Source organism: Sphingomonas changbaiensis NBRC 104936 (genome assembly GCF_000974765.1).
GTDB classification, from domain to species: domain Bacteria; phylum Pseudomonadota; class Alphaproteobacteria; order Sphingomonadales; family Sphingomonadaceae; genus Sphingomonas_B; species Sphingomonas_B changbaiensis.
Genome location: NZ_BBWU01000001.1, coordinates 106,237 through 127,656 on the forward strand (window position 1 = coordinate 106,237; position 21,420 = coordinate 127,656).

At 67.1% G+C, this 21,420-nt stretch carries 24 protein-coding genes; 18 read left to right on the forward strand and 6 right to left on the reverse strand.

What is annotated here, in order from left to right; all coding sequences use genetic code 11:
* The 3 genes from SCH01S_RS00490 (at position 1) to SCH01S_RS00500 (ending at position 3,878) form a co-directional block, all read left to right on the forward strand.
* Positions 1-882, forward strand: a complete 882-nt coding sequence (locus tag SCH01S_RS00490) for a hypothetical protein (protein ID WP_439645788.1) — start codon at positions 1-3, stop codon at positions 880-882.
* Positions 883-901: 19 nt separating this feature from the next.
* Positions 902-2,896 carry a cytochrome c3 family protein gene (locus tag SCH01S_RS00495; RefSeq protein ID WP_046346786.1) on the forward strand — a complete coding sequence of 665 codons (1,995 nt, stop codon included), beginning with the start codon at positions 902-904 and terminating at the stop codon, positions 2,894-2,896.
* 91 nt (positions 2,897-2,987) lie between these two features.
* Positions 2,988-3,878, forward strand: coding sequence for a phosphodiesterase (locus SCH01S_RS00500; protein ID WP_046346787.1), 891 nt, complete (start codon positions 2,988-2,990; stop codon positions 3,876-3,878).
* Positions 3,879-3,881: 3 nt separating this feature from the next.
* Here SCH01S_RS00500 and SCH01S_RS00505 read toward each other — a convergent pair whose 3' ends face one another.
* On the reverse strand, positions 3,882-4,868 hold the full coding sequence (locus SCH01S_RS00505; protein ID WP_052733688.1) for a proline iminopeptidase-family hydrolase: 987 nt from the start codon (positions 4,866-4,868) through the stop codon (positions 3,882-3,884).
* A 53-nt stretch (positions 4,869-4,921) separates the two neighbouring features.
* On the opposite strand from SCH01S_RS00505, the gene SCH01S_RS15635 reads away from it, so the two are divergent.
* Complete coding sequence (locus tag SCH01S_RS15635) at positions 4,922-5,245, forward strand: VOC family protein (protein ID WP_157032749.1); 324 nt, start codon at positions 4,922-4,924, stop codon at positions 5,243-5,245.
* On the opposite strand, the gene SCH01S_RS00515 is transcribed toward SCH01S_RS15635, so the two are convergent.
* Entirely contained in the window at positions 5,242-5,535 is a 294-nt protein-coding gene (locus tag SCH01S_RS00515) for a PilZ domain-containing protein (protein ID WP_046346788.1), read from the reverse strand. The two genes, SCH01S_RS15635 and SCH01S_RS00515, sit on opposite strands and share 4 nt — an antisense overlap.
* Positions 5,536-5,616: 81 nt before the next feature.
* Between SCH01S_RS00515 and SCH01S_RS00520 the strand changes: the two genes are divergently transcribed.
* The 3 genes from SCH01S_RS00520 to SCH01S_RS00530 all read left to right on the forward strand — a co-directional run bounded on the left by SCH01S_RS00520 (position 5,617) and on the right by SCH01S_RS00530 (position 8,920).
* The gene (locus SCH01S_RS00520; RefSeq protein ID WP_046346789.1) at positions 5,617-6,519 is read left to right on the forward strand and encodes an ATP-grasp domain-containing protein; all 903 of its coding nucleotides are present in this window, start codon (positions 5,617-5,619) and stop codon (positions 6,517-6,519) included.
* Positions 6,516-7,532, forward strand: coding sequence for an LLM class flavin-dependent oxidoreductase (locus tag SCH01S_RS00525; RefSeq protein ID WP_046346790.1), 1,017 nt, complete (start codon positions 6,516-6,518; stop codon positions 7,530-7,532). Before SCH01S_RS00520 ends, SCH01S_RS00525 begins: the two co-directional genes overlap by 4 nt.
* A 707-nt stretch (positions 7,533-8,239) precedes the next feature.
* The gene (locus SCH01S_RS00530; protein ID WP_046346791.1) at positions 8,240-8,920 is read left to right on the forward strand and encodes a DUF2490 domain-containing protein; all 681 of its coding nucleotides are present in this window, start codon (positions 8,240-8,242) and stop codon (positions 8,918-8,920) included.
* A gap of 16 nt (positions 8,921-8,936) precedes the next feature.
* On the opposite strand, the gene SCH01S_RS00535 is transcribed toward SCH01S_RS00530, so the two are convergent.
* Positions 8,937-9,974: a rod shape-determining protein gene (locus tag SCH01S_RS00535; RefSeq protein ID WP_046346792.1), complete on the reverse strand. Its 1,038-nt coding sequence runs from the start codon at positions 9,972-9,974 to the stop codon at positions 8,937-8,939.
* Positions 9,975-10,280: 306 nt separating this feature from the next.
* Between SCH01S_RS00535 and SCH01S_RS00540 the strand changes: the two genes are divergently transcribed.
* Positions 10,281-10,541, forward strand: coding sequence for a hypothetical protein (locus SCH01S_RS00540; RefSeq protein WP_046346793.1), 261 nt, complete (start codon positions 10,281-10,283; stop codon positions 10,539-10,541).
* 73 nt (positions 10,542-10,614) lie between these two features.
* Here the strand turns inward: SCH01S_RS00540 and SCH01S_RS00545 are convergent, their stop codons facing one another.
* Positions 10,615-11,769, reverse strand: coding sequence for an aminotransferase (locus SCH01S_RS00545; protein WP_046346794.1), 1,155 nt, complete (start codon positions 11,767-11,769; stop codon positions 10,615-10,617).
* A 58-nt stretch (positions 11,770-11,827) separates the two neighbouring features.
* Between SCH01S_RS00545 and SCH01S_RS00550 the strand changes: the two genes are divergently transcribed.
* Genes SCH01S_RS00550 through mtnA form a run of 5 tightly spaced genes read left to right on the forward strand, consistent with a single transcriptional unit; the run spans position 11,828 to position 15,119 of the window.
* Positions 11,828-12,418 carry an NADPH-dependent FMN reductase gene (locus SCH01S_RS00550; RefSeq protein WP_046346795.1) on the forward strand — a complete coding sequence of 197 codons (591 nt, stop codon included), beginning with the start codon at positions 11,828-11,830 and terminating at the stop codon, positions 12,416-12,418.
* 4 nt (positions 12,419-12,422) lie between these two features.
* Positions 12,423-13,007: a methylthioribulose 1-phosphate dehydratase gene (gene mtnB, locus SCH01S_RS00555; protein ID WP_046346796.1), complete on the forward strand. Its 585-nt coding sequence runs from the start codon at positions 12,423-12,425 to the stop codon at positions 13,005-13,007.
* Positions 13,004-13,501: a 1,2-dihydroxy-3-keto-5-methylthiopentene dioxygenase gene (locus tag SCH01S_RS00560; protein ID WP_046346797.1), complete on the forward strand. Its 498-nt coding sequence runs from the start codon at positions 13,004-13,006 to the stop codon at positions 13,499-13,501. Before mtnB ends, SCH01S_RS00560 begins: the two co-directional genes overlap by 4 nt.
* Positions 13,498-14,088, forward strand: coding sequence for an acireductone synthase (gene mtnC, locus SCH01S_RS00565; protein WP_046346798.1), 591 nt, complete (start codon positions 13,498-13,500; stop codon positions 14,086-14,088). The genes SCH01S_RS00560 and mtnC overlap by 4 nt, the downstream gene beginning before the upstream one ends.
* The gene (gene mtnA / locus SCH01S_RS00570; protein WP_046346799.1) at positions 14,085-15,119 is read left to right on the forward strand and encodes an S-methyl-5-thioribose-1-phosphate isomerase; all 1,035 of its coding nucleotides are present in this window, start codon (positions 14,085-14,087) and stop codon (positions 15,117-15,119) included. Before mtnC ends, mtnA begins: the two co-directional genes overlap by 4 nt.
* Here mtnA and SCH01S_RS00575 read toward each other — a convergent pair whose 3' ends face one another.
* On the reverse strand, positions 15,120-15,665 hold the full coding sequence (locus SCH01S_RS00575; RefSeq protein WP_084689316.1) for a DUF4142 domain-containing protein: 546 nt from the start codon (positions 15,663-15,665) through the stop codon (positions 15,120-15,122). It abuts the gene before it with no gap.
* A 117-nt stretch (positions 15,666-15,782) separates the two neighbouring features.
* Here SCH01S_RS00575 and SCH01S_RS00580 point away from each other — a divergent pair, with 117 nt between their 5' ends.
* Entirely contained in the window at positions 15,783-16,397 is a 615-nt protein-coding gene (locus SCH01S_RS00580) for a hemerythrin domain-containing protein (RefSeq protein WP_046346800.1), read from the forward strand.
* Entirely contained in the window at positions 16,394-16,738 is a 345-nt protein-coding gene (locus SCH01S_RS00585; RefSeq protein ID WP_046346801.1) for a hypothetical protein, read from the forward strand. The genes SCH01S_RS00580 and SCH01S_RS00585 overlap by 4 nt, the downstream gene beginning before the upstream one ends.
* A 117-nt stretch (positions 16,739-16,855) precedes the next feature.
* Here SCH01S_RS00585 and radC read toward each other — a convergent pair whose 3' ends face one another.
* Complete coding sequence (gene radC / locus SCH01S_RS00590) at positions 16,856-17,533, reverse strand: RadC family protein (RefSeq protein WP_046346802.1); 678 nt, start codon at positions 17,531-17,533, stop codon at positions 16,856-16,858.
* Between the two features lie 47 nt (positions 17,534-17,580).
* On the opposite strand from radC, the gene SCH01S_RS00595 reads away from it, so the two are divergent.
* Genes SCH01S_RS00595 through SCH01S_RS00605 form a run of 3 tightly spaced genes read left to right on the forward strand, consistent with a single transcriptional unit; the run spans position 17,581 to position 21,334 of the window.
* Complete coding sequence (locus SCH01S_RS00595; protein WP_046346803.1) at positions 17,581-20,730, forward strand: intermembrane phospholipid transport YdbH family protein; 3,150 nt, start codon at positions 17,581-17,583, stop codon at positions 20,728-20,730.
* Positions 20,731-20,777: 47 nt separating this feature from the next.
* Positions 20,778-20,957 (forward strand): YnbE family lipoprotein, encoded by a 180-nt coding sequence (locus SCH01S_RS00600; protein ID WP_046346804.1) that lies wholly within the window; start codon positions 20,778-20,780, stop codon positions 20,955-20,957.
* Positions 20,954-21,334, forward strand: a complete 381-nt coding sequence (locus SCH01S_RS00605; RefSeq protein WP_046346805.1) for a DUF1318 domain-containing protein — start codon at positions 20,954-20,956, stop codon at positions 21,332-21,334. Before SCH01S_RS00600 ends, SCH01S_RS00605 begins: the two co-directional genes overlap by 4 nt.
* Positions 21,335-21,420: the final 86 nt, after the last annotated feature.

The following is a 21,420-nucleotide window of genomic DNA, read 5'->3' on the forward strand; positions in this document are numbered from 1 at the left end:
ATGCTGATGGTCAAGAACCCGCCCAGTGCGAGCCGGCGCGAGCGGACGAGCTCGCATGACGGATTCCTGCGCTATCGGAATTTCCGCTGGGCGAAGATCGCCGCCGTGATCTGCGGAATCTCAATTGCTGCTTATCTGATGATCGACGTGCAGCCGCACCCCAATGGCGGCAGCGCCGAAGGCTATGTGCTCGGCACGATCGGGGCGCTGCTGATCCTCTGGCTGACCCTGCTGGGCGTGCGCAAGCGGGCGATGACGCGCGGGCGCTGGTCGTTGAAGGCCTGGACGTCGGCGCACGTCTATCTCGGCCTGTCGCTGATCGTGATCGCGACGCTCCACACCGGCTTCCAGTTCGGCTGGAACGTGCACACGCTGGCCTATGCGCTGATGATGCTCGTCATCCTGTCGGGCATCTGGGGCATCAGCATGTACGGCGCGCTGCCGAAGGCGCTCAGCGACAATCGCGAAATGATGACCGAGACGCAGATGCTGGAAGCGCTGCGCTCGATCGACCGGCAGCTGCACGAGGCCGCCCAGCCGCTCGATCAGGAGAATGCGGACCTGGTCCAGTCCTCGTTGGAGCAGGACCCGTTCGGCGGCGGTCTCTGGGCGCGACTGACCGGCCGCTATTCCAATTGTTCGACCCGCGCTGCCCAGGCCGAGCTTCGCCGCGGCGCCGCGTTCCGTCCGAAGCTTGCCGACGATCCGCTGGATCGGATCGACAGCCTGCTGGAGCGCAAGGGCTCGATCCTGCTGCGGGTCCGTCGCCATCTGCGGCTGAAGGCGCTGCTGGAAATCTGGTTGTACGTGCACGTGCCGATCACCTTCGCGCTGATCGCGGCGCTGTCGGCGCACATCGTCTCGGTCTTCTTCTACTGGTGATCGGGCGGACGGGGGCAAAATGGGCTTCAAGATCATCACGATCGCGCGGACGTCCGAAGGCCGTGAAATTCCGCGCGAAAAGCTGGTGCCGGGCGACCAGATCAGCGTCGGGCGCCTGAGCGAGAACGACGTCCATCTCGCCGATCTTGCGGTCGAGCCGCGCCATGCCGTGATCAAGGAAACCTCGCCGGGCCGGGTCACCGTCGACTCCATTTCCGGGCTCGGCTTCGGCTTCGACGGCCGCACCGTGATGCATGCGGAGATCGAGCCTGCCTCGACCGGCGCGGAGCTCCGCTTCGGCAATCACCGGCTGAAGCTCGGCAGCGACGACGGCACGATCGCGATCACCGTGGAGCGTGTCGAGGCGCTGTCCGATTCCGCTGAGGAAAAGGATCAGCAGACCGTCTTCACGATCCGCGGCCTGCTGCCGGGAAAGCGGGTCAGCGCCTACACGTTCGTCGCGCTGATCCTGGCCGCGTTCCTGGCCTGGCCGATCTACACCTATGCCAGTGCCCATGGCGAGAAGATCCGGCCGGCCGGTTTCCACGGCGACAAGACATGGGAAACCGGGGCGCTCAGCAAGGCGCATGCGGACCTTGAGAATGACTGCCAGGCCTGCCATGTCGACGCCTTCGTCGCCGTCCGCGACGATGCCTGCGAGGCCTGCCACACTGACGCGCACGGCCGCGCCGCGACCGGCTTGCAGCGTGTGGCGATGACCGGGCCCGGCCGGCCGGGGCCTGCCGCCTACGACCATGCGCCGGAAAAGCTGCTGGCCGTGGCGCGGGGAGGGCCGGACAATCTGGGCGGTCGTATCAAGGCGTTTTTCAAGCACAGCTTCAACAAGCCCGAAGGGCGCTGCGTCGATTGCCATACAGAGCATGAAGGCGCGGGCCCGATGCCGGCGACGCAGCAGGCCTTTTGCGCCGATTGCCACAACGGGCTGCAAGGCCGCCTCCAATCGGCAGGGTTCAAGAGCGCGATCGGCAGCGCGACCGATTTCGGCCTGCAGCATCCGCCGTTCAAGCCGCTGATCCTGGCCGGCTATGACACCGCCCATCCGGTGCCGTTCGCCAAGCGCGACGCGCGATCGGGCGGCAATCCGCTGCTCGGCTGGCAGATGCAACGTGCGGTGATGAGCGGCCCGATCAAGATGCCGGACGGGCTGAAATTCACCCACGCCCAGCATCTGTCGACATCGAACGGGATCGCGGAAATGTGGCGCAACGTGTCGCCCGGCCAGGGGCCCGGGATGGACTGCGAGGACTGCCACAAGACCGATCCGAGCGGCACGCGCTACCAACCGGTCCGGATGGAGACTGCGTGCCAGAGCTGCCACAGTCTCGGCCTGCAGACGATCGGCGGCACGGTCCGCCAGTTGCCGCACGGCCAGCCGGCGCAGGTGATCGCCGATATCCGTGCTTTCTACGGATCGGGCGGCAGCTTCCGGCCGACCGGCCTGCCGATCGCGCGCTACACCCGTGCGCGGCCGGGCGAGGTCAATGCCGAGCGGCGTTCGGCGGACCTGGCGCGCGCGGCGGCGCTGCTGCCGGGCAAGGGCGATGCGCTGATCCGCGCAACCTTTGCTCCGGGCGGCGTCTGCGGCGAATGCCACACGGTCGGCATGGGCGGGCCGGACGGCGTGCGAATCGCGCCGGTCGCGCAGCCGACTCGCTATTTGCGGAATGGCTGGTTCGATCACCGCGCCCACATCAATCTTGATGTGCGCGGCGCGGACGGATCGCGCCGCTGGGGCTGCCGCGATTGCCATGCTGCCGAAAAGTCGAACACGGCCAGTGATTTGCTTCTGCCGACACTGACCACCTGCCAGGCCTGCCACACCGGCCAGAACGGCGCGCACACGGCGCAGCTTGTGCGTTCCGGCACAGCTTCGTCATGCGCGATGTGCCACGATTACCACGCCGACGAGGGAGCGCCCTGGGTGCTCAAGCGTAAGGGCAGGAAGACGGAGCCGGCGAACCAGGTGGCGATGCTGCAGGTCCGCTGGCGCTGAGGGGAACGCTTAACCACTCGTTGGCCCGGATTGCGTATAGGGGCGCGACCAGGCTGAAGGGGGAGTGGCTTGGGCATGCTAGGCGGGTGACATGCTGATCGCGCAGATCACGGACATTCATTTGGGGTTCGATCCAGACAATCCGGCCGAGTTCAATCGGAAGCGGCTGGATCAGGTACTGCGACTATTGACCGGCATGAACCCCATGCCGGACCTGCTGCTTGCGACCGGCGACCTGGTCGATCGCGGCGATGGCGAAAGCTATCGCCGCTTGAGGAATGCGCTTAGCATCTGCCCCTTTCCGGTCTGGCCTTGCGTCGGCAATCACGATCAGCGCGAAACCTTTGCCGAGCATTTCCCCGAAATCCCGATGCCGGACGGGTTCGTGCAATATGAGGTCGACGCCGGCAAGCTCCGCTTCCTGGTGATCGACACGCTGGAGGAGGGGCGGCACGGCGGCGCCTTCTGCGAAGCGCGGGCGCGCTGGCTTCGCGAGCGGCTGGCGGAACAACCGGACCGGGACACGGTGATCGTGATGCATCACCCGCCCGTCGACGTCGGCATCGAATGGATGACGACCGATCCCGAAGAGCCCTGGGTGACGCTGTTCGCCGACACGATCGCCGGGCACGCCCAGGTCAAGGGCATCATCTGCGGCCATCTGCATCGCCCGATCAGCGCCGCCTGGCGCGGCACCACGGTGTCGATCTGCCCGTCGACCGCGCCGCAGGTTGCGCTGGACCTTGCCCCGATCGATCCCGACCAGCCCGACAACCGCCCGATGATCATCGCCGATCCCCCGGCCTTCGCGCTTCACAAATGGAACGGGCGCGAGCTTGTCAGCCATTTCGACACCGCCGACGAACACACGATGCTCGCTAAGTTCGACGCCAAGATGCAGCCGCTGGTGCGCGCGCTGATGGCGGAGCGGCCGGGCCGGCAGGCGGCCGAAGAGGAAACGCCGATCCGCCAGGCCTGCTGATCGCTAGCCCTGATCGTGCGCCGCAAGCCACGGACGCAGGATCGCCAGATAGGCTTCCGGATTGTCGTTCATCGCCGTGTGCCCGGCATCCGGCACCTCGCGGAATGCTGCGCCCGCCTCCTCGGCGAAGGCGGCGATCGTCGACGGGATGGCCTCGTCATGCTCGCCCGCGACGAAAAGCGTGCGCTTGCCGTCCAGGTGCTTCAGCAGCGCGCGGCCGTCATAATCCTTCAGCGTGCCGGAGGCGGTGAATTCCGCGCGGCCCCACATATGATTGTAGATATCGGGGCTGAAGCTCCGCGGCAGCGCGTCCTTATAGGCCTGGACGGCAGCCGGCGGATCGAAACGGCGGACGTGGCGCGCGTAAAAGGCGTCGGTTGCCGCCTCGCATTCCGCCTGCGACGCCGCGCCGGGCGTGTCGCAGAGATAGAGCAGGCGCCGCGTTTCGGGCGGCATCGCGTCCTTCAGCCGGTTGGCGTCGCGAATCCAGATATCGGTCGAGACAAGCGGCGACTGGATGATGACGCTGGCAAGCTCGGCCGGGCGCCGCGCCGCATATTCGAGCGCGAGCGTGCCGCCCCAGCTGGCGCCCAGCATGTGCCAGCGCGTGATGCCCAGCGCGTGCGCGATCGTCGGCAGCTCGCTCACGAACCGCGCCACCGTCCAATTGGCCGGATCGCCGGGGTGATCGGACCGGCCGCTGTCCAGCTGATCGTAGAGGATCACGGCGCGTTCGTCGGCGAGCGCGGTCGCATTCAGCCAATACCAATGCGAGCTGCCGGGGCCGCCGTGCGCGAAGACGATCGGCGGTCGCGGCCCCGTCAGGTCGCCGTTGATGCGGACATAGACCCGGCCGCCTTCGACCGGGATCATCTCCTCGCGATCGGGCGCGATGCGGGCGCCTGGCGCCAGGGGCGCGATGGCGGCGTCGGCGGGAAAGCTCAACATCGCGGCGCTCGCGGCGAGGAAGGTTCTGCGGTCGAGATGCATCGCATTCTGCTCCCTCTGGTGCGATTATGGCGGCGCGTGAAGAGGAGGGATGGATGGCACGCCTGTCGTACGTCATCAAATTCGTCGCCGACATGGATCGGGCAGTCGCGTTCTACAGCGAGACCTTCGGTTTCGCGGTCAAGATGACGTCGCCGTTCTGGAGCGAGGTCGACACCGGCGAGACGGTGCTGGCGCTGCACCCCGCGAGCGCGGAGAATCCGGCCGGATCGTGCCAGCTCGGCTTCAATCTGGACGACCTGCGCGGGTTTTACGAGGCGGGCAAGGTGACGTTCACCGCTCCGCCGAAGGAGCAGCACGGGACATTGCTGGCGCGCATGCTCGATTGCGAAGGGGCGCAGGTCAGCCTGAGCGGCTAGGAATCGAACTCGACGCCCGCACGGCCGCTGGCGAGCCAGGCGACGCGGCCGTGACGGCGGAGCTTGCCGCAGACCAGGTGGACGCGCTCGCCCAGCTTGGCGGAGCCGGGAAGGTCGATGCAGGCGCCCCCGGCCGACCAGTTATACAGGCGCACGATGTGGTTGCGGCCGCGGATCGTCAGGCCGGCGAACACGTCGTCGGCTTCGTTGCGCGGAAACCGGCGCAGATCGGCCCAGCGATGGGACCGGGCCCACAGCCCCAGGGTTTCGAGAGAGCTCAACCGCTTCATCGCCAAGCCCTTCTGCCGCAAAGCTCTTTCCAAATCCTTGCCGCTTGCCTGGGGCTGGCCGCATGGCCATAGCGCCTGCCGATGGCCGACCTCGCGATCCTCTACGAACACCCCCTCTGGTTCCGGCCGCTGTTCGCGGCGCTCGACGCGCGCGGCGTCGATTATGTCGCGATTCAGGCCGACGATCACCGCTTCGTGCCGGGCGCGAGCCCGCCGCCTGCGCCGCTGATCCTGAACCGGCTGGCCCAGTCGAGCTTCCTGCGTTCGGCCGAGCATCCGCTGTTCTATGCCGCTGCGCTGTTCGACGAGTGGGAGCGGCAGGGCGCGGCGATCATCAATGGCGGACGGGCGTTCGCGATCGATTCATCCAAGGCGCGGCAGCTGTCGCTGATCGCCTCGCTTGGCCTCGATATTCCCGCGACTCGCGTCGTGCACCGCGCGGCCGACGTCGTTGCTGCCGCCGACGGGCTGCGCTTCCCGATCGTGGTCAAGGCGAACATCGGCGGCTCGGGCGCGGGCATCGTGCGTTACGACAACCTGTCGGAGCTGAAGGTCGTCGCGGCCGAGAACGGCTTTCCGGCCAGCATCGACTCGGTGCTGCTGGTCCAGGAATATGTGCCGACACGCGGCGGCCGGATCACCCGGCTGGAGACGCTCGACCGCAAATTCCTGTACGCGATCGACGTGGAGGGCGGCGGCGCGTTCGACCTGTGCCCGGCCGATGCCTGCGTTGCCGACAGCAACATCAAGCTGACCCGCGCCGATCCCGATCCGCAGCTGATCGCCGCTGCCGAGCGCATCGCGGAAGCGATGGCGCTGGACGTGGGCGGGATCGAGGTGATGATCGACGACCGCGACGGCGCGCCCCGCTTCTACGACATCAACGCGCTGTCCAACTTCGTGGCCGACCCGTTGACGGTGCTCGGCTGGGACCCGCATGAAAACCTGGTCGACTATCTCCAGCAAAGGATCGCGCGCGCATGAGGTACGGCTTCTGGATGCCGGTGTTCGGCGGCTGGCTGCGCAACGTGCCCGACGAGGGGATGGACGCAAGCTGGGATTATGTGAAGCGCCTCACCCAGCGCGCCGAGCAGATCGGCTATGACCTGACGCTGATCGCCGAACTCAACCTCAACGACATCAAGGGCGTCGAACAGCCGGCGCTCGATGCCTGGTCGACCGCCGCGGCGCTGGCGGCGGTGACTGAGAAGCTGGAGCTGATGGTCGCGGTCCGGCCGAACTTCCACCAGCCGGCGCTGTTCGCGAAGGCGGCGGCGAACATCGACCGCATTTCGGGCGGGCGGCTCGCGCTCAACGTCGTCTCATCCTGGTGGGCGGACGAGGCGAAGCAGTACGGGCTGCAATTCGATCAGCATGACGACCGCTATGCGCGCACGACCGAATGGCTTCAGGTCGTCGACGGGCTGTGGACGCAGGACCGGTTCGATTTCGACGGCCGCTATTATCGGACCGACAACGCGATCTGCGCGCCGAAGCCGGCGGGCAAGCCGACCATCTATGCCGGCGGCGAGAGCGAATCGGCGAAAACGATGATCGCGAGCCTTTGCGATGCCTATGTGATGCACGGCGACCCGCCCGCCGCGATCGCGCCCAAGATCGCCGACATGAACGCGCGGCGGGAAAAGGCCGGCGGCAAGCCGATGGCCTTCGGCATGGCTGCCTATGCGATCGTCCGCGACAGCGAGGCGGAGGCGAAGCGGGAGCTGGAGCGGATCACGACCGTCCGCGAGCTGCCGGCGGGCTATGCGAATTTCGACCAATGGCTTTCCGGCACGCAGCTGGAACGCGAGCTCAAGATCCAGGAATATGCCGTTTCCAACCGCGGCCTGCGCCCCAACCTGGTCGGCACGCCCGAACAACTTAAGGAACGCATCGCCGAATACGAAGCCGCCGGCCTCGACCTGCTCCTCCTCCAGATGAGCCCGCAGGCCGAGGAAATGGAGCGGTTCGCAGCCCAGGTGATCGGGACGGCGTAAGAATCAGTTCGCCTTCCCAGTCGCGCGTTCGCCGCGGCTCAAGCGGGTATCACCTGTCTGCGCGTGTCAGACAGCAACGCGATGGAGCGACGAATGGCATCGCGTGATGATTGGAGCTGAGGATCGCGACGCACTCGGTCCACCAACTCTTCATAATGAGCAGCAAGTTCCAGGTGTGTTGCGCGAATGCCAGGGTCGGTTGCCGCCAACGCTCGTTCCCGCTGCTCACGCGCGGACTGATACCAATGTCGAAGGTCTTCGGAGGGCATTTGACTGCTCCAGGCTGATAAGCGGGAGCACGACGAATGTCTCTCGGCCGGGCGAATGCTTCGGTAAGGCGCCCGATACGCGATCATATCACGACAGCGCCATATCGCCAAACCTAGTCGCCATATCCGCATTTCACCCTCACGGGCGGCTCGGATCATTCGCGCTGTCCTACAGGGCTTCTGCCCAGCTAACCTCTACCCGCCGAGTCGGGACTCGGCGCGGCTCTTTGACCCTGTTCAGATTGGCAAAGCCGGACTTCTCGGAAGCGGGGAATTTTCCTGATTCCATGTAAAAGTCGTCCATGTTGTCCGGAACCGGGGCGTCTGTCCCTCTCGCTTGCAGCAGATTTGTCATAAATTCCGCGGCTGTCTTTAAACTGCAATCTGCGTGTCATAATCGGCCGTCGCGCCGCGGTGGGCGGCGGGAGATTCAGTACGATGCGCGTATATCTTGCGATGCTGGCTGCCGGTGCCGGCCTGTTCATTCCCGGCGCGGCCCAGGCGCGCGATGATGCGCAGCTTTGGACGGGCATGACTGCCACGGTGAAGCTCGGCGGCAATTTCAAGCTGTCGCAGGACCTGACCGCGCGGTTCAGCGATAATCGCAACGGCCTGTACGAGATCGAGAGCAATACGCTGCTCGGCTACAGCGTCAGCAAGAAGGTGACGCTCTGGGCGGGCTACACCCACGATCCCAATTACAGCGCCGGCGACTTCACCGTGATGGAGCACCGTGCGCGCGAGCAGGTGACGTTCGACAATGTCGTCAAGATCGGCGGCGGCACCTTGAGCGGCCGGCTGCGGCTGGAGCAGCGCTGGCGCGAGGGGATCGACGGCACCGCCTGGCGCTTTCGGCCTTACGTCAAATACAGCCTGCCGTTCCGGCCCGGCCACAAGACCGCGCTGGTGCTCAGCCACGAAAGCTTCATCGACCTGAACAGCACCAGCTTCCAGCGCGTCGAGGGCGAGGAAAGGATGCGCAACGCCATCGCCGTCACCACGCCGCTGGCGAAGCATGTCAACCTGGAGGTCGGCTATCTCAACCAGTACAGCTTCGTGCCGAACGGCCCCGACAATGACGACCACGCCGCGACGGTGACGCTGGGCCTTTCGTTCTGACCGGCGCCTCTCGCGATCAGGCCGCCAGCAGAACGCCGCGGTAGTTCGGGTCTTCGAGCGCGCGGCCGGCGCCGCGGGCGACGCAGACCAGCGCGTCGTTCGCGACCGTGACCGGCAGGCCGGTCGCCTTGGAGATACGGCGGTCGATGCCGTGCAGCAGCGAGCCGCCGCCGGTCATCACGATGCCGCGGTCGATGATGTCGGCGGCGAGTTCGGGCGGCGTCTGCTCGAGCGCCGCGCGCACTGCATGGACGATGTGCCCGACCGGCTCCTGGATGGCATCGGCAACTTCCTTCTGCCCGATCTCGATCTCGCGCGGCTTGCCGGCCACCAGATCGCGGCCCTTGACCTTCATGTGCGGCTCTTCGCCTTCGTCGGCGGCCGCGGTGCCGATCTTGTGCTTGATGCGCTCGCTGGTCACTTCGCCGACGACGAGATTGTGGCGGCGGCGGATCGAGGCGGCGATCGCGTCGTCCAATTTGTCCCCACCGACGCGCACCGATCCGCTATAGGCCAGCCCGCGCAAGCTCAGCACCGCGACCTCGGTGGTGCCGCCGCCGATATCGACGACCATCGCGCCGACCGGTTCGGTGACGGGCAGGTCCGCGCCGATCGCGGCCGACATCGGCTCCTCGATCAGCCAGACCTTGCCGGCGCCGGCATTGGTCGCGGCATCGCGGATCGCGCGCCGCTCGACCGAGGTGGAGCCCGACGGCACGCAGATCGCGACCTCGGACCGGCGCGAGAGCATGGAGCGGCCGCCTTGCGCCTTGTCGATGAAGTGCTTGATCATCTGCTCGGCAACCTCGAGGTCGGCGATGACGCCGTCACGCAAGGGGCGGATCGCGCGGATGTTGGCAGGCGTCTTGCCCATCATCAGCTTGGCGTCGCTGCCGACCGCGCGGACCTTCTGCACGCCGTCCCGGGTTTCGAGCGCGACCACCGACGGCTCGTTCAGCACGATGCCCTTGTCGCGCACCCAGACGAGCGTGTTCACGGTGCCAAGATCGATGGCCATGTCGTGCGACGACAGGCGAATGAGACGCGAAAGCATAACTGATACCACCCCGGAGTGAGGCGCGCACCAAGCGCCATCCGAAGGCGCCCGCCAAGCGGACCGGACTTCGGCTCGGCGCGGTCCGGGCTCCGAACTCGGGCCAGCCGTTTCGGACGTGCGCCGGACCGAGTAGTCGTTGAAATCCTTGACTTATGTTTCAAAGCTTCGGCTCGCCCGGAACCGCCACACGGACTGTCGCGCGGCCGAAACGAGGTTCATCTGGCGTTCACCGAAATTGGCCGGTCGTGCGCACGGGGCGGGTGACCTGAACCCGCTTCGCTCCACCTTTACGGGGAAATCCAGATGAAAAAGATTCTGTTCATTGCGGCCGTTTCGATGCTCGGCACGGCCCTTTACGCGCAAGACACCCAGCCCGCGCCGGCGCCCACCGCCGACGCCGCTGCCGCCCCGGCCGACACGATGGCTGCCACCCCGCCGGCGGATGCGACGGCGACCGATCCGGCCCAGCCCGCCGCGACGGAGGCGACGCCCCCGGCCGACAATTCCGCTGCCGCCACGGACACGGCCAAGACCGGCAAGCACAAGCACCGGCCGAAGCGCTGAGCAGGCAGATCGCTGCCTTATTTGCTTTGAGCACGTCCGTCCGGCGCCGAAGGACGCCGGGCGGACGCACCCTTCAGCGCAACGCCTTCAGCGCTGCTTCCATCCGCTCCACGGCGGCATCCAGCGTCTCGTCGCGCTTGGCGAAGCAGAGGCGGACGATGTGGGTCACCGGGTCCTCGGCATAGAAGGCGGAGACCGGGATGGCCGCGACGCCGAACTCTGCGACGAGGCGGTCGCAGAAGGTGACGTCGTCGAGCGCAAGGCCCGACGCGGCAAGGTCGACCGACAGGAAATAGGTGCCCTGGCTTGGCAGGACGGCCCAGCCCGCCTCGCGCAGGCCGGCCGTCAATCGGTCGCGCGAGCGTGCGAACGCGGCGCGCATCCCCTCGAAATAGCTGTCGTCTTTGGCGAGTCCGTAGGCGGCGGCGGCTTGCAGATTGGGTGGCGTGGTGAAGGTCAGGAATTGGTGGGCGCGCGACGGCGGCGCGGCGAGGTTTGGCGCGGCGCACATCCAGCCGACCTTCCAGCCGGTCAGCGAGAAGATCTTGCCTGCCGAGCCGATCTTCACCGTCCGCTCCCGCATGCCGGGCAAGGTCATCGGCGAGACGTGCTTCAGGCCATCGAACACGAGATGCTCCCACACCTCGTCGCTGATCAGAACCGCGTTTGAAGCGATCACGCGCTCGGCGATCAGCGCGAGCTCGTCGCGGCCGATGATCGTCGCCGCCGGATTGAGCGGGGTGTTGAGGATGGCGACGCGGGTCCGTTCGCTGAACGCGGCGTCCAGTGCTTCCGCGGTCACGCGCCAATCGGGCGGGGCGAGGCGGACGAACTTCGGCACGCCGCCCGCGCGGCGGACCAGCGGCAGATAGGCATCGTAGAGCGGCTGGAACAGCACGACTTCGTCGCCGGGCGTGACCAGCGCCAGGATCGCGGCGGCAATCGCCTCGGTCGCACCGGACGTGACGATCACCTCGGCGGGCGAGAGATCGAGCTGCTGGTGACGCTGGTAGTGCGCCGCGACGGCTTCGCGCAATTCGGGGATGCCGGCCATCGGCGGGTATTGGTTCGATCGCTCGGTCAGCGCGCGCGCGGCCGCATCGACGACATCCGCTGGGCCATTCGAATCGGGAAAGCCCTGCCCCAGATTGATCGCCCCCGTCTCCCGCGCCCGTGCGGACATATGCTCGAAGATCGTGGTCGGCATCTGGGCGTAGAGGGGGTTCATGATCGCCTTAGAAAAGAAAGGGAGGGCTTCGACAAGCTCGGCCCGAACGGTTAGTTAAATGCTGGTGAGATTCCTCGTCTTCTACGGCTCCTATCGGCGCGATCGGCTCGGCATCCGGCTCGCGCGCTATTGCGTGGCGGAGCTGGGCAGGCGCGGCCATGATGTCGAGCTGATCGACGCGCAAGCGGTCGGGCTGCCGATGCTCGACCGACGGCTGAAGGAGTTTCCGCCCGGAGAGGCGCCCGCCAACATGGCCGAGCTGGGCGACAAAATCCGCGCCGCCGACGGATTCCTGTTCGTGACCGGCGAATATAATTGGGGCGTTCAGCCGGGGCTGAAGAACCTGACCGACCATTATCTGGAGGAGTGGTTCTGGCGGCCGGCGGCGATCGTCAGCTATTCGCTTGGCCGGATCGGCGGAGCACGGTCGAACCTCACCTGGCACGGCACGCTGTCGGAGATGGGCATGGTCGTGATTTCGAGCACGATCACGGTTGGCCAGATACCCTCTGCGCTCGACGGGGACGGCGCGCCGACCGGCGAGGGAGGCGCGGCGCTGGCGCGCGCCTTCCCGCGCTTCGCGGCCGACTTCGAATGGTGGGCGGAGGCAGGGCAGGCGCAGCGCGCCCGGCGCCAGCCGCCCTACTGAACCGATGACGTTCGAAGAGGCAGCCGACGCGCTGGTGGCGGTCGGGCAGGCGTTCCACGCACGCGGCTGGGCCCCTGCGACATCGGGCAATTACTCGGCCCGGATTGATGACGGGCGGATCGCGATCACGGTGTCGGGTGCGCACAAGGGAAGGATGACGCGGGGCGACATCATGCTGCTCGACGCGGGCGATCCGCGCCGCCCTTCGGCGGAGACGGCGCTGCATCTGGCCGTGTATCGCGCCTTTCCTGAAGTCCGTTCCGTGCTCCACAGCCACGCCGCGATCTCTGTCGGGCTCGGGCGCGCAAGCGGTGACGACTGGACGATTGCCGGGCACGAACTGCTGAAGGCGCTGCCGGGCATCGACACGCACGACACCAGCGTCGCAATCCCGATCGTCGAAAACAGCCAGGACATAGCCGCGATCGAAAGGGCCGTAATGCCGCGCCTCGGCAACAGCCCGGCCTTTATGATTCGGGGCCATGGGATGTATGGTTGGGGCCGCAGCATCGCCGAGGCGGAGCGCGTGATCGAGGCGCTGGAATGGCTGGCGGAGGCGGAGCTGGCGGAGCGGAGGTTCAGGGCATGACGCGGCTGACCATCTTCGACGAAGGGGGCGCCAAGCTCGGCGCAACCCAGGACGCCGACGCGATCGCGACGACGCTGGGCGGCATCGGGGTCCGTTTCGAACGCTGGCCGGCGGCGGACCTGGATGCGCAGGTCGCGCTGTTGCGGGCGCAGGGTTATACGACGGTCGACACCGTCTCGGTCTCCCCCGATCACCCCGACCGCGCCGCGATGCGGGCAAAGTTCCTGTCCGAGCATCGCCATGCCGAGGACGAGGTGCGCTACTTCGTCGCGGGCGCCGGCCTGTTCACGCTGCGCGAGGGCGGACGCGTCTATGCGGTGCTGTGCGAAAGCGGTGACCTGATCTCCGTGCCCGCCGGCATGCGCCACTGGTTTGATATGGGGCCGCGGCCGCATTTCACGGCGGTCCGCTTCTTCCGCACGCCCGAGGGCTGGGTCGGCGATTTCACCGGCGACGCGATTGCGGAGCGCTTCCCGCGGCTGGAACCGGCATGATCCGGGCGATCCTCACCGACATCGAGGGCACGACGTGCAGCATCGCGTTCGTGGCCGAAACGCTGTTTCCCTATGCCCGCGCGCGGCTGCGGGACTATCTGGCGGAGCATCCGGACGAGAGCGAAGGCGTGCCGGTCGAGACGCTGGAGCGCTGGATCGACGAGGATCGCAAGGAACCGGTTCTGAAGCGCATCCAGGGACGGATCTGGCGCGACGGCTATGCGCGCGGCGAGCTGAAGGGCCATATCTACCCCGATGCCGCCATGGCCTTGCGGCATTGGCGCGAACAGGGGCTGCGGCTGTTCGTCTATTCGTCCGGATCGGTCGAGGCGCAGCAATTGCTGTTCGGCAATTGCGAGGCCGGCGATCTGAGGCCGCTCTTCGAGGGGTTCTTCGACCTTTCGGTCGGGTCGAAGCTCGAGCCCGAATCCTACCGCCGCATCGCGGAACGGATCGGCGTTGCGCCCGCCGATATCCTGTTCCTGTCCGACAGCGATCGGGAAGTTCACGCAGCCCGGGCCGCCGGGCTCCGCGCGCAGCTGATCGACCGGGTGCGCGGCGATACGTTCGAGAGCATCCGGCATTGAACCTGAACGGTTCGTGGGTCCGCTCGATCGCGCGGACGGAACGGGGCGTGCGCATCCTCGATCAGCGCCGGCTTCCCTGGGATATCGAATGGGTCGAGCTGGCCTCGGCAGAGATGGCGGCCCGGGCTATCCGGGAGATGTGGACGCGCGGGGCGCCGCTGATCGGGGCAGTGGCGGCATACGGCCTGGCCATGGCGCTGCGCAACGATCCGCTGGCGCTCGACCCGGCCTATGCGCAGCTGCTGGACGCCCGGCCTACGGCGGTCAATCTGCGCTGGGCGCTCGACCAGGTGCGCGATCATGTCCGCAATCTGCCGCTCGACGCGCGTGCCGCAGCGGCGTTCGCGCGGGCCGATGCGATCTGCGACGAGGATGTCGCGCTCAACCGCGCGATCGGGGAGCACGGGCTGACGCTGCTGGAACAGCTGCACGCCCGCAATCCCGATCGGCCGCTCAACATTCTGACGCACTGCAACCCCGGCTGGCTCGCGACCGTCGATTACGGCACCGCGACCGCGCCGATCTATCTCGCGCATGATCGGGGGGTGCCGCTCCACGTCTGGGTCGACGAGACGCGGCCGCGCAACCAGGGCGCGTTGCTGACCGCGTTCGAGCTGGCCGGGCACGGCGTCCCGCACACGGTCGTCGCGGACAATGCCGGCGGCTTGTTGATGCAGCAGGGCGAGGTCGATCTGGTGATTGTCGGCACCGATCGCGTCACCGCCAACGGCGATGTCTGCAACAAGATCGGCACCTATCTGAAGGCGCTCGCCGCGCGCGATAACGGCGTGCCCTTCTATGTGGCGCTTCCGTACACGACGATCGACCGCAGCCTCGCGTCAGGCAGCGAGGTTCCGATCGAGGCCCGGAGCGGTGATGAGCTGGCGTGGATCACCGGGCCCATGCAGACTGGCGAGCTGGCGACCGTGAAAGTCACCGGCTCGGCGGTCCACAATCCCGCGTTCGACATCACGCCCGCGCGGCTGGTGACGGGTTACATCACCGAGCGCGGCGTGACGGCGACGATCTGATCATGGCTGCATCGGACCGCCCATCGCGGTCTGGATGCGGCGAATCTCGTCGAGATGGCCTTGGATGATCGGCACGGCCTCTGCCGCGACCGCCTTCAGGCCCGGATTGTCGCCATGTTCGGCATAGCCTTGGTGCAGCGCCAGCGCCTTTTCGTGCGCCATCACCTGCTGGTCGACATAAAGGCGTTCAGCCTTGCTCTTGTCGATCGAGCGCAGGTTCTTCAGCATCGCCGCCTCAGGCGGCAGCAGGTTGGTGGAGTTGCCGAGGCTCGCCTGCTTGGCAGCGGCCATCAGCGCGGCACTGGTCTTGGTATGATCGTCGATCATCATCTGGGCAAAGCGGCGCACGTCGGGATTCGCGGCCATCGCCAGCATCATCTTGCTCGACTGGATTTCATAATTGTCGCCGGACATCGCCTTGGACACATAGGTTGCAGCACTGTTCTGGGCGTAATAGCCGGGATCTGGAGCCGCTGGTTGCGCGAGGGCCGGAACTCCCGCGCCGGCCATGCCGAGCAATGCAATCGCGATCATGCTTCTCATCATCGTTCTCCTGCAGTCTGCGCCGGTTAACCCATTGCCGGTGGCGGGGTTCCGATCACGGAACGTGCGCTTCCTCCAGGGGTTTTGATGCCAGGCGCTCAATCCATGAGGAGATGATCAATGGCGACCGAAGCTGCGGCCAAATCGACGCGTTCCCGTTCCGGATCGAACAACCGTGACAATGGCAAGTCCGGCAGCTCGACGGGCGCGCTGATCGGCGCCGCCGCGGCGGGTGTTGCCGTCGGACTGATGGCCAATCTCGGCCGCAAGGCGGCGGTGCAGGCGCCGACATTGATGGCCGGCGACTGGGACGAGGCGCTGGCCGCCGAACATGCCGCCACGCTGAAGCTGTTCGACGCGATCCAGGCCACGACCGACAAGAATACCACCAAGCGCTCGATGCTGCTGATGCAGCTGAAGCATGCGCTCGCCAAGCATGCGCTGGAGGAAGAGAATGCCGTTTATCCGTGCCTGCGCGATTCCGGCCAGACGGAAGAGGCCGATCACCTCAACCACGATCACGGCTATGTGAAGCAGTTCCTCTACGATCTCGACAATATGCCCAAGGATTCGCCGGCGTTCATGGCGAAGGTGGGCGAGTTCCGCCGCGCCGTCGAAGAGCATGTGCGCGAGGAAGAGGACCAGATTTTCCCGAAGCTGAAGGCCAAGCTGAGCCCGGAAAAGAACAAGGCGCTGACGATGGCCATGAACAAGGAAGGGTTCAAGCTGGCATGACCGACAAGCGCACCCTCTCGACCGAGCACCAGCGGCCCGGCGACGCCGCCCGGCCGGACGACACGATGGACAAGAACCAGGCCCGCACGCCCGAGGACGAGCAGAGCGACCGCGGCAATCCCGCGTTCATTGCCCGAAACGGCGAAGTCCGCGGCTCCGGCGCCGGAGCGGGCGGCGGCAACATGCGCGAGGATTATGACGACGATGCTGTCGCCGGCGGCGGCGACCTCGCGGATGCGCCGAACGCCAGCGTGGGTGAAGAGGACCAGATTCACCAGGCGGTGAAGAACCAGTCGACGGTGACGCCGGACGACTATCCGGAGAAGGACCGGGCGCGGTAGCTTTACCTCGTCATTCCCGCGAAAGCGGGAATCCCGCTTCTTCTGCCTTCTTCCCTCGGCCGACGAAAAAAGAAGAAGCGGGACCCCCGCTTTCGCGGGGGTGACGGGAGTGTTCTTCTAGAGCAACCCCGCCGCGCGCATGCTGCTGTGCCCCTGCGCGCCGATGATCACATGGTCGTGCACCTGGATGCCGAGGCGCTTGCCGGCTTCGACGATGTCGCGCGTGACGGCGATGTCCTGGCGCGAAGGGGAGGGGTCGCCGCTCGGATGGTTGTGGACCAGGATCAGGCTTGATGCGTGCAGGTCGATCGCGCGGCGGATCACTTCGCGCGCATACATGGCCGCTTCGCTGGTCGAACCTTCGCTCATCAACTCGTCGCGGATCAGCATGTTCTTCGCGTTGAGATAAAGCACCCGCACCCGTTCGACGCCGAGATGGGCGAGGTCGGCCCGGAGATAGTCCAGCAGCGCGTTCCAGCTGTTGAGGACTGGACGCGTCTTGATCTCTGCGGCCAAAAGCCGGAGAGCGGCGGCGTTGACGATTTTCAAGGATGCCACCGCCGTTTCGCTGAAGCCGGCCCGTTCGATCGCCTCGGCATCCGCGGCGAACAATCCGCCGATGCCACCGAATTCGTTCAGCAAGCGTTTCGCAAGCGATTTGGTATCGCGGCGCGGGATGAAGACAGCGAGTAGATATTCGACGATTTCGTGGTCGAGCAGCGCGTCTGGACCGCCGCGCAGCAGCCGCTCGCGCAGGCGCGCGCGGTGGCCTGCCCCTTCGTCTTCCCCCGTCATGGCCGCCAGGCTTAAGCGGCGGATCGCAACGGAGCAAATGCCGCGTGATGGCTGAGGCCAATCCGGACGAGCCGGTCACGGCGGTGCGGCGGCGGCGTGGGCGCACGCTGCTGATCGTCGTGCTCGCGGTGGTGGCTTTGGCGCTCCTCGCACTGTGGCTCGAACGCAAGCCGATCGCGACCGACCTGATCGACCGCGAACTTGCGCGGCGCGGCGTCCCGGCACGGTACGAGGTGAAACGGATCGGGTTTCGCACCCAGCGGCTGGAAGGCGTCAGCATCGGCGATCCGCAATCTCCCGATCTGACGGCCGATTGGGTCGAGGTCGATCTGACGCCGACCTTCGGCACGCCTCAGGTCCGGGAAATCCGGGCCGGCGGCGTGCGGCTTCGCGGCCGGCTGGTGAATGGGCGCCTGCGGCTGGGCGCGGTCGACAAATTGCTGCCTGCCCCCACCGCGGCGCCGTTCCGATTGCCCGATCTTGCGGTCGCGCTCAGCGACGCGCGGCTGGCGCTGGACACGCCGGCAGGCCGGGTCGATCTTCGCGTCGACGGACGCGGCAATCTCGCCAACGCCTTTGTCGGGCATTACACCGCGGCGGCGCCCGTTCTTGCGCTGGGCGGCTGCACGCTGACGGCCCTGAGCCTGGAGGGAAGCGTGACCACCCGCGCGGCCCAGCCGAATTTCAGCGGCCCTGCCAAGGCGCAACGACTGGCGTGCGGCAATGTGCAGGTGGCGGCGATCTCCAGCAATTTCGACGCGACGCTCCAGCCGGGGCTTGATGGGTGGCGCGGTCAGGCCAAGCTTGCCTCCGAAGGCGTGAAAGTCGCGGACTGGTCGGCCGACGGCGCGCGCGGTCAGGTCGATTTTGCCGGCGATCCGACGCGGACATCCGGATCGCTGCGGCTCGTCGGATTGGGTGTCGCCGGCCCGCCGGCCCGCACGCCGCACGCGGAGCTGGGGGGCAGCTATGTCATCGAGGCCGCGCGCCCCGAGCGGCTCGATCAGGGCCCGGCGACTACGGCCACCAGCATCCGCTTCGATGGCGGGCTGACGGCGCAGAACGTGGCGCTCGCGAGCGCGCCGCGGCTCGGCGGCTTGGCCGACAGCGTCGCGGGCACGCCGCTTGAGCCGCTCGCCCGCGCTCTGACGCGCGTCGCGACCGCAGCCGGACGTTCGTCGGACATGCATGCGAGCCTCACTCTCGCGACCCGCGGAGGTGCCGGATCGGTGCGGATCGCCTCGGCCGAGCTGACCGGCGCCGGCGCGCAGCTTCGCTTTTCGGGCGGTGAGGGCGTGCGGCTAATCTGGCCCGCGGCCGGCACGGTGCAGGTCGATGGGCAGATCGCGATGACCGGCGAGGGAGTGCCGCGCATCCTGGCCGAGCTGCACCAGAGCGCGCCCGGCGCGCCGATCTCCGGCCTTGTGCAGATGGCGCCGTTCGAGGCGGCCGACGCGCGGGTGGCGATCGCGCCGGTGCGGTTCGACAATGGCCGCTTCAGCACCGTGCTGACCGCAAGCGGTCCGCTGGCCGGCGGTCGGATCGAAGGCGCGACGCTACCGCTCGAAGGGCGACTGGGACCGGCTGGCCTGGTGCTCAATCCGCGCTGTGTTCCGGTCGGGTTCGAGAGCCTGGCCGTTTCCGGTCTCAAGCTGGAACCGGCGCAGCTGCGGCTGTGCCCGGTCGGCCCCGCGCTGGTCGCGAACGGGCGCGTCACCGGTGCGGTGGAGGCGCCGCGTCTGCGCGGGACGCTCGGCTCGAGCCCGATTACGCTCGCGGCCGACCGGGTGAGGTTCGGCGGCGCTGGCTTCAATGTCGCCAACCTGGCCGCGCGGCTGGGCTCGGCCGAACGGGTCAGCCGCCTTGAGGTGACCGAGCTGAGCAGCACGCCCGGGCAGGGGATCGGCGGCCGCTTCGCCGGCGCGACCGGCCAGATCGGCAATGTGCCGCTGATCGTCAGCGACGCAGCCGGGCGCTGGCGTTTCGCGGACGGCGGGCTGGCTGTCTCGGGCGGCCTGACACTGTCGGATGCGCTCAAACCCGCGCGCTTCAACCCGCTCGTCTCGCATGATGTCGCGCTCCGTATTCGCGGCCAGGCGCTGACCGCGACCGGCACGCTGATCGAGCCGCAAAGCGGCGCGCGCGTCGCCGCAGTCGATCTGCGCCATGATCTGGGAAGCGGGATCGGCAGCGCCGATATCGGCGTCGACCGCCTCACATTCGGGCCGGGCCTGCAGCCTGAAAAGCTCACTCGCCTGACGCTCGGCGTGATTGCGGACGTGAACGGCACGCTCAGCGGCAAGGGCCAGATCGACTGGAACGCGAAGGGCGTGACCAGCACCGGCCTGTTCCATGTCGCGGCCGACACGCTTGCGGCGCCGTTCGGGCCGGTGACAGGCGTCAAAGGCGATATCCGCTTCACCGACCTGCTGGGCCTGGTCACGGCCCCGGACCAGGTGATGACGGTGGCGACGGTCAATCCGGGCATCCTGGTCGAGGACGGGGTCGTGCACTACCGCGTTCTTCCCGACTTCAAGGTCGCGGTCGCCAGCGCGCGTTGGCCGTTTGCGGGTGGGACGCTCACCCTGCGCCCGACCGTGCTCGATTTCTCCGAAGAGGCGGCACGCCACCTGACCTTCGACATCGCCGGGCTCGATGCGGCGAAGTTCATCAACAAGCTCGAGTTCGACAATCTGAACGCGACCGGCATTTTCGACGGCACCCTGCCGATGATCTTCGATCGTGATGGCGGGCGGATCGTCGCGGGATCGCTGACATCGCGTGAGCCGGGCGGCACGCTGGCCTATAACGGCCAGGTCTCGAACGCAGATCTCGGCATCTGGGGCGGCATCGCGTTCGATGCGCTAAAGTCGATCGCGTACAAGAGCATGTCGATCCAGCTGAACGGAAAGCTGGACGGCGAGATGGTGAGCGAAATCCGCTTCAACGGCGTCAGCCGCGGCACGATCAAGCCGGTTGCGACCGGGCTGATCGCCCGCGTCGGCGGGCAGTTGGCGAAACAGCTGCAGCAGCTGCCCTTCATCTTCAACATCCGCATCCGCGCGCCGTTCCGCGGCCTCATCGCCAGCGCGCGCAGCTTTTCCGATCCCAGCCTGTTGATCCAGGACCAGCTCGGCCCCGGCTTTCAGGCCGAGAAACCGCCCGTTCAGCCCTCCGCAAGCGAGAATAAGCGATGAAGAGACATGAGTTGACGCAACGGATCGGGGGTGCGAGCCATCCGGGAATGCGATGGGCAGGACCTCTGGCGATCCTGATCGGGGCGGCCGGGTGCGTGCAGGTGACCGCGCCGGACAAGCCGATCGAGATCAACCTGAACGTCAACGTGAAGCAGGAAGTGCTCGTGAAGCTCCAGCGCGACGCGCAGGAGATCATCGACCAGAACCCGGAGTTGTTTCCGAAATGACCAGACGTGGTAAACTCATTCTCGGCGGTCTTGGCGTCGCATTGCTCGGGCTCGCCGGCGCGGCATGGGCGCAGGGCGGCGGCGTGAGCGCGGCGATGGCGGCAGGCCAGGTCGGCGAGCGCGCGGACGGCTATCTGGGCGTGCGCGGCTCTGTCTCGGACGCGGTCAAGGCCGAAGTCGAGCAGATCAACATCAAGCGCCGCGCGCTCTACACCAGCCGCGCGCAGGAACGCGGCGTCGCCGTCGAAGCGATCGCCGCGGCGACCGCCTGCCAGGCGATGCAGCGCGTCGGCGTCGGCCAGGCCTATAATCTCGGCGGCGGTTGGGCCGTGCGCGGCGCCGGCGATGCGGCGCCGAAACCGGCGAACTGCCCTTAGGCCCTAGAGCGTATCGACATTTACGCATTGGGGTCGCAGACGAGCGTCAAATCCTCCCCTTTGAGGGGAGGGGGACCGCCCGGCGC

Bases quoted from the DNA above. Each gene is read 5' to 3' on its own strand.
- SCH01S_RS00500 (WP_046346787.1), top strand. From the start codon at position 2,988: ATGCTGATCGCGCAGATCACGGACATTCATTTGGGGTTCGATCCAGAC.
- mtnC (WP_046346798.1), top strand. From the start codon at position 13,498: ATGATCCGGGCGATCCTCACCGACATCGAGGGCACGACGTGCAGCATC.
- SCH01S_RS00530 (WP_046346791.1), top strand. From the start codon at position 8,240: ATGCGCGTATATCTTGCGATGCTGGCTGCCGGTGCCGGCCTGTTCATT.
- SCH01S_RS00540 (WP_046346793.1), top strand. From the start codon at position 10,281: ATGAAAAAGATTCTGTTCATTGCGGCCGTTTCGATGCTCGGCACGGCC.
- SCH01S_RS00505 (WP_052733688.1), bottom strand. From the start codon at position 4,868: ATGCATCTCGACCGCAGAACCTTCCTCGCCGCGAGCGCCGCGATGTTG.
- SCH01S_RS00575 (WP_084689316.1), bottom strand. From the start codon at position 15,665: ATGATGAGAAGCATGATCGCGATTGCATTGCTCGGCATGGCCGGCGCG.
- SCH01S_RS00515 (WP_046346788.1), bottom strand. From the start codon at position 5,535: ATGAAGCGGTTGAGCTCTCTCGAAACCCTGGGGCTGTGGGCCCGGTCC.
- SCH01S_RS00545 (WP_046346794.1), bottom strand. From the start codon at position 11,769: ATGAACCCCCTCTACGCCCAGATGCCGACCACGATCTTCGAGCATATG.
- mtnB (WP_046346796.1), top strand. From the start codon at position 12,423: ATGACGTTCGAAGAGGCAGCCGACGCGCTGGTGGCGGTCGGGCAGGCG.
- SCH01S_RS00525 (WP_046346790.1), top strand. From the start codon at position 6,516: ATGAGGTACGGCTTCTGGATGCCGGTGTTCGGCGGCTGGCTGCGCAAC.
- SCH01S_RS00560 (WP_046346797.1), top strand. From the start codon at position 13,004: ATGACGCGGCTGACCATCTTCGACGAAGGGGGCGCCAAGCTCGGCGCA.
- SCH01S_RS00605 (WP_046346805.1), top strand. From the start codon at position 20,954: ATGACCAGACGTGGTAAACTCATTCTCGGCGGTCTTGGCGTCGCATTG.
- SCH01S_RS00550 (WP_046346795.1), top strand. From the start codon at position 11,828: ATGCTGGTGAGATTCCTCGTCTTCTACGGCTCCTATCGGCGCGATCGG.
- radC (WP_046346802.1), bottom strand. From the start codon at position 17,533: ATGACGGGGGAAGACGAAGGGGCAGGCCACCGCGCGCGCCTGCGCGAG.
- SCH01S_RS15635 (WP_157032749.1), top strand. From the start codon at position 4,922: ATGGCACGCCTGTCGTACGTCATCAAATTCGTCGCCGACATGGATCGG.
- SCH01S_RS00585 (WP_046346801.1), top strand. From the start codon at position 16,394: ATGACCGACAAGCGCACCCTCTCGACCGAGCACCAGCGGCCCGGCGAC.
- SCH01S_RS00520 (WP_046346789.1), top strand. From the start codon at position 5,617: ATGGCCGACCTCGCGATCCTCTACGAACACCCCCTCTGGTTCCGGCCG.
- SCH01S_RS00490 (WP_439645788.1), top strand. From the start codon at position 1: ATGCTGATGGTCAAGAACCCGCCCAGTGCGAGCCGGCGCGAGCGGACG.
- SCH01S_RS00495 (WP_046346786.1), top strand. From the start codon at position 902: ATGGGCTTCAAGATCATCACGATCGCGCGGACGTCCGAAGGCCGTGAA.
- SCH01S_RS00600 (WP_046346804.1), top strand. From the start codon at position 20,778: ATGCGATGGGCAGGACCTCTGGCGATCCTGATCGGGGCGGCCGGGTGC.
- SCH01S_RS00595 (WP_046346803.1), top strand. From the start codon at position 17,581: ATGGCTGAGGCCAATCCGGACGAGCCGGTCACGGCGGTGCGGCGGCGG.
- SCH01S_RS00535 (WP_046346792.1), bottom strand. From the start codon at position 9,974: ATGCTTTCGCGTCTCATTCGCCTGTCGTCGCACGACATGGCCATCGAT.
- SCH01S_RS00580 (WP_046346800.1), top strand. From the start codon at position 15,783: ATGGCGACCGAAGCTGCGGCCAAATCGACGCGTTCCCGTTCCGGATCG.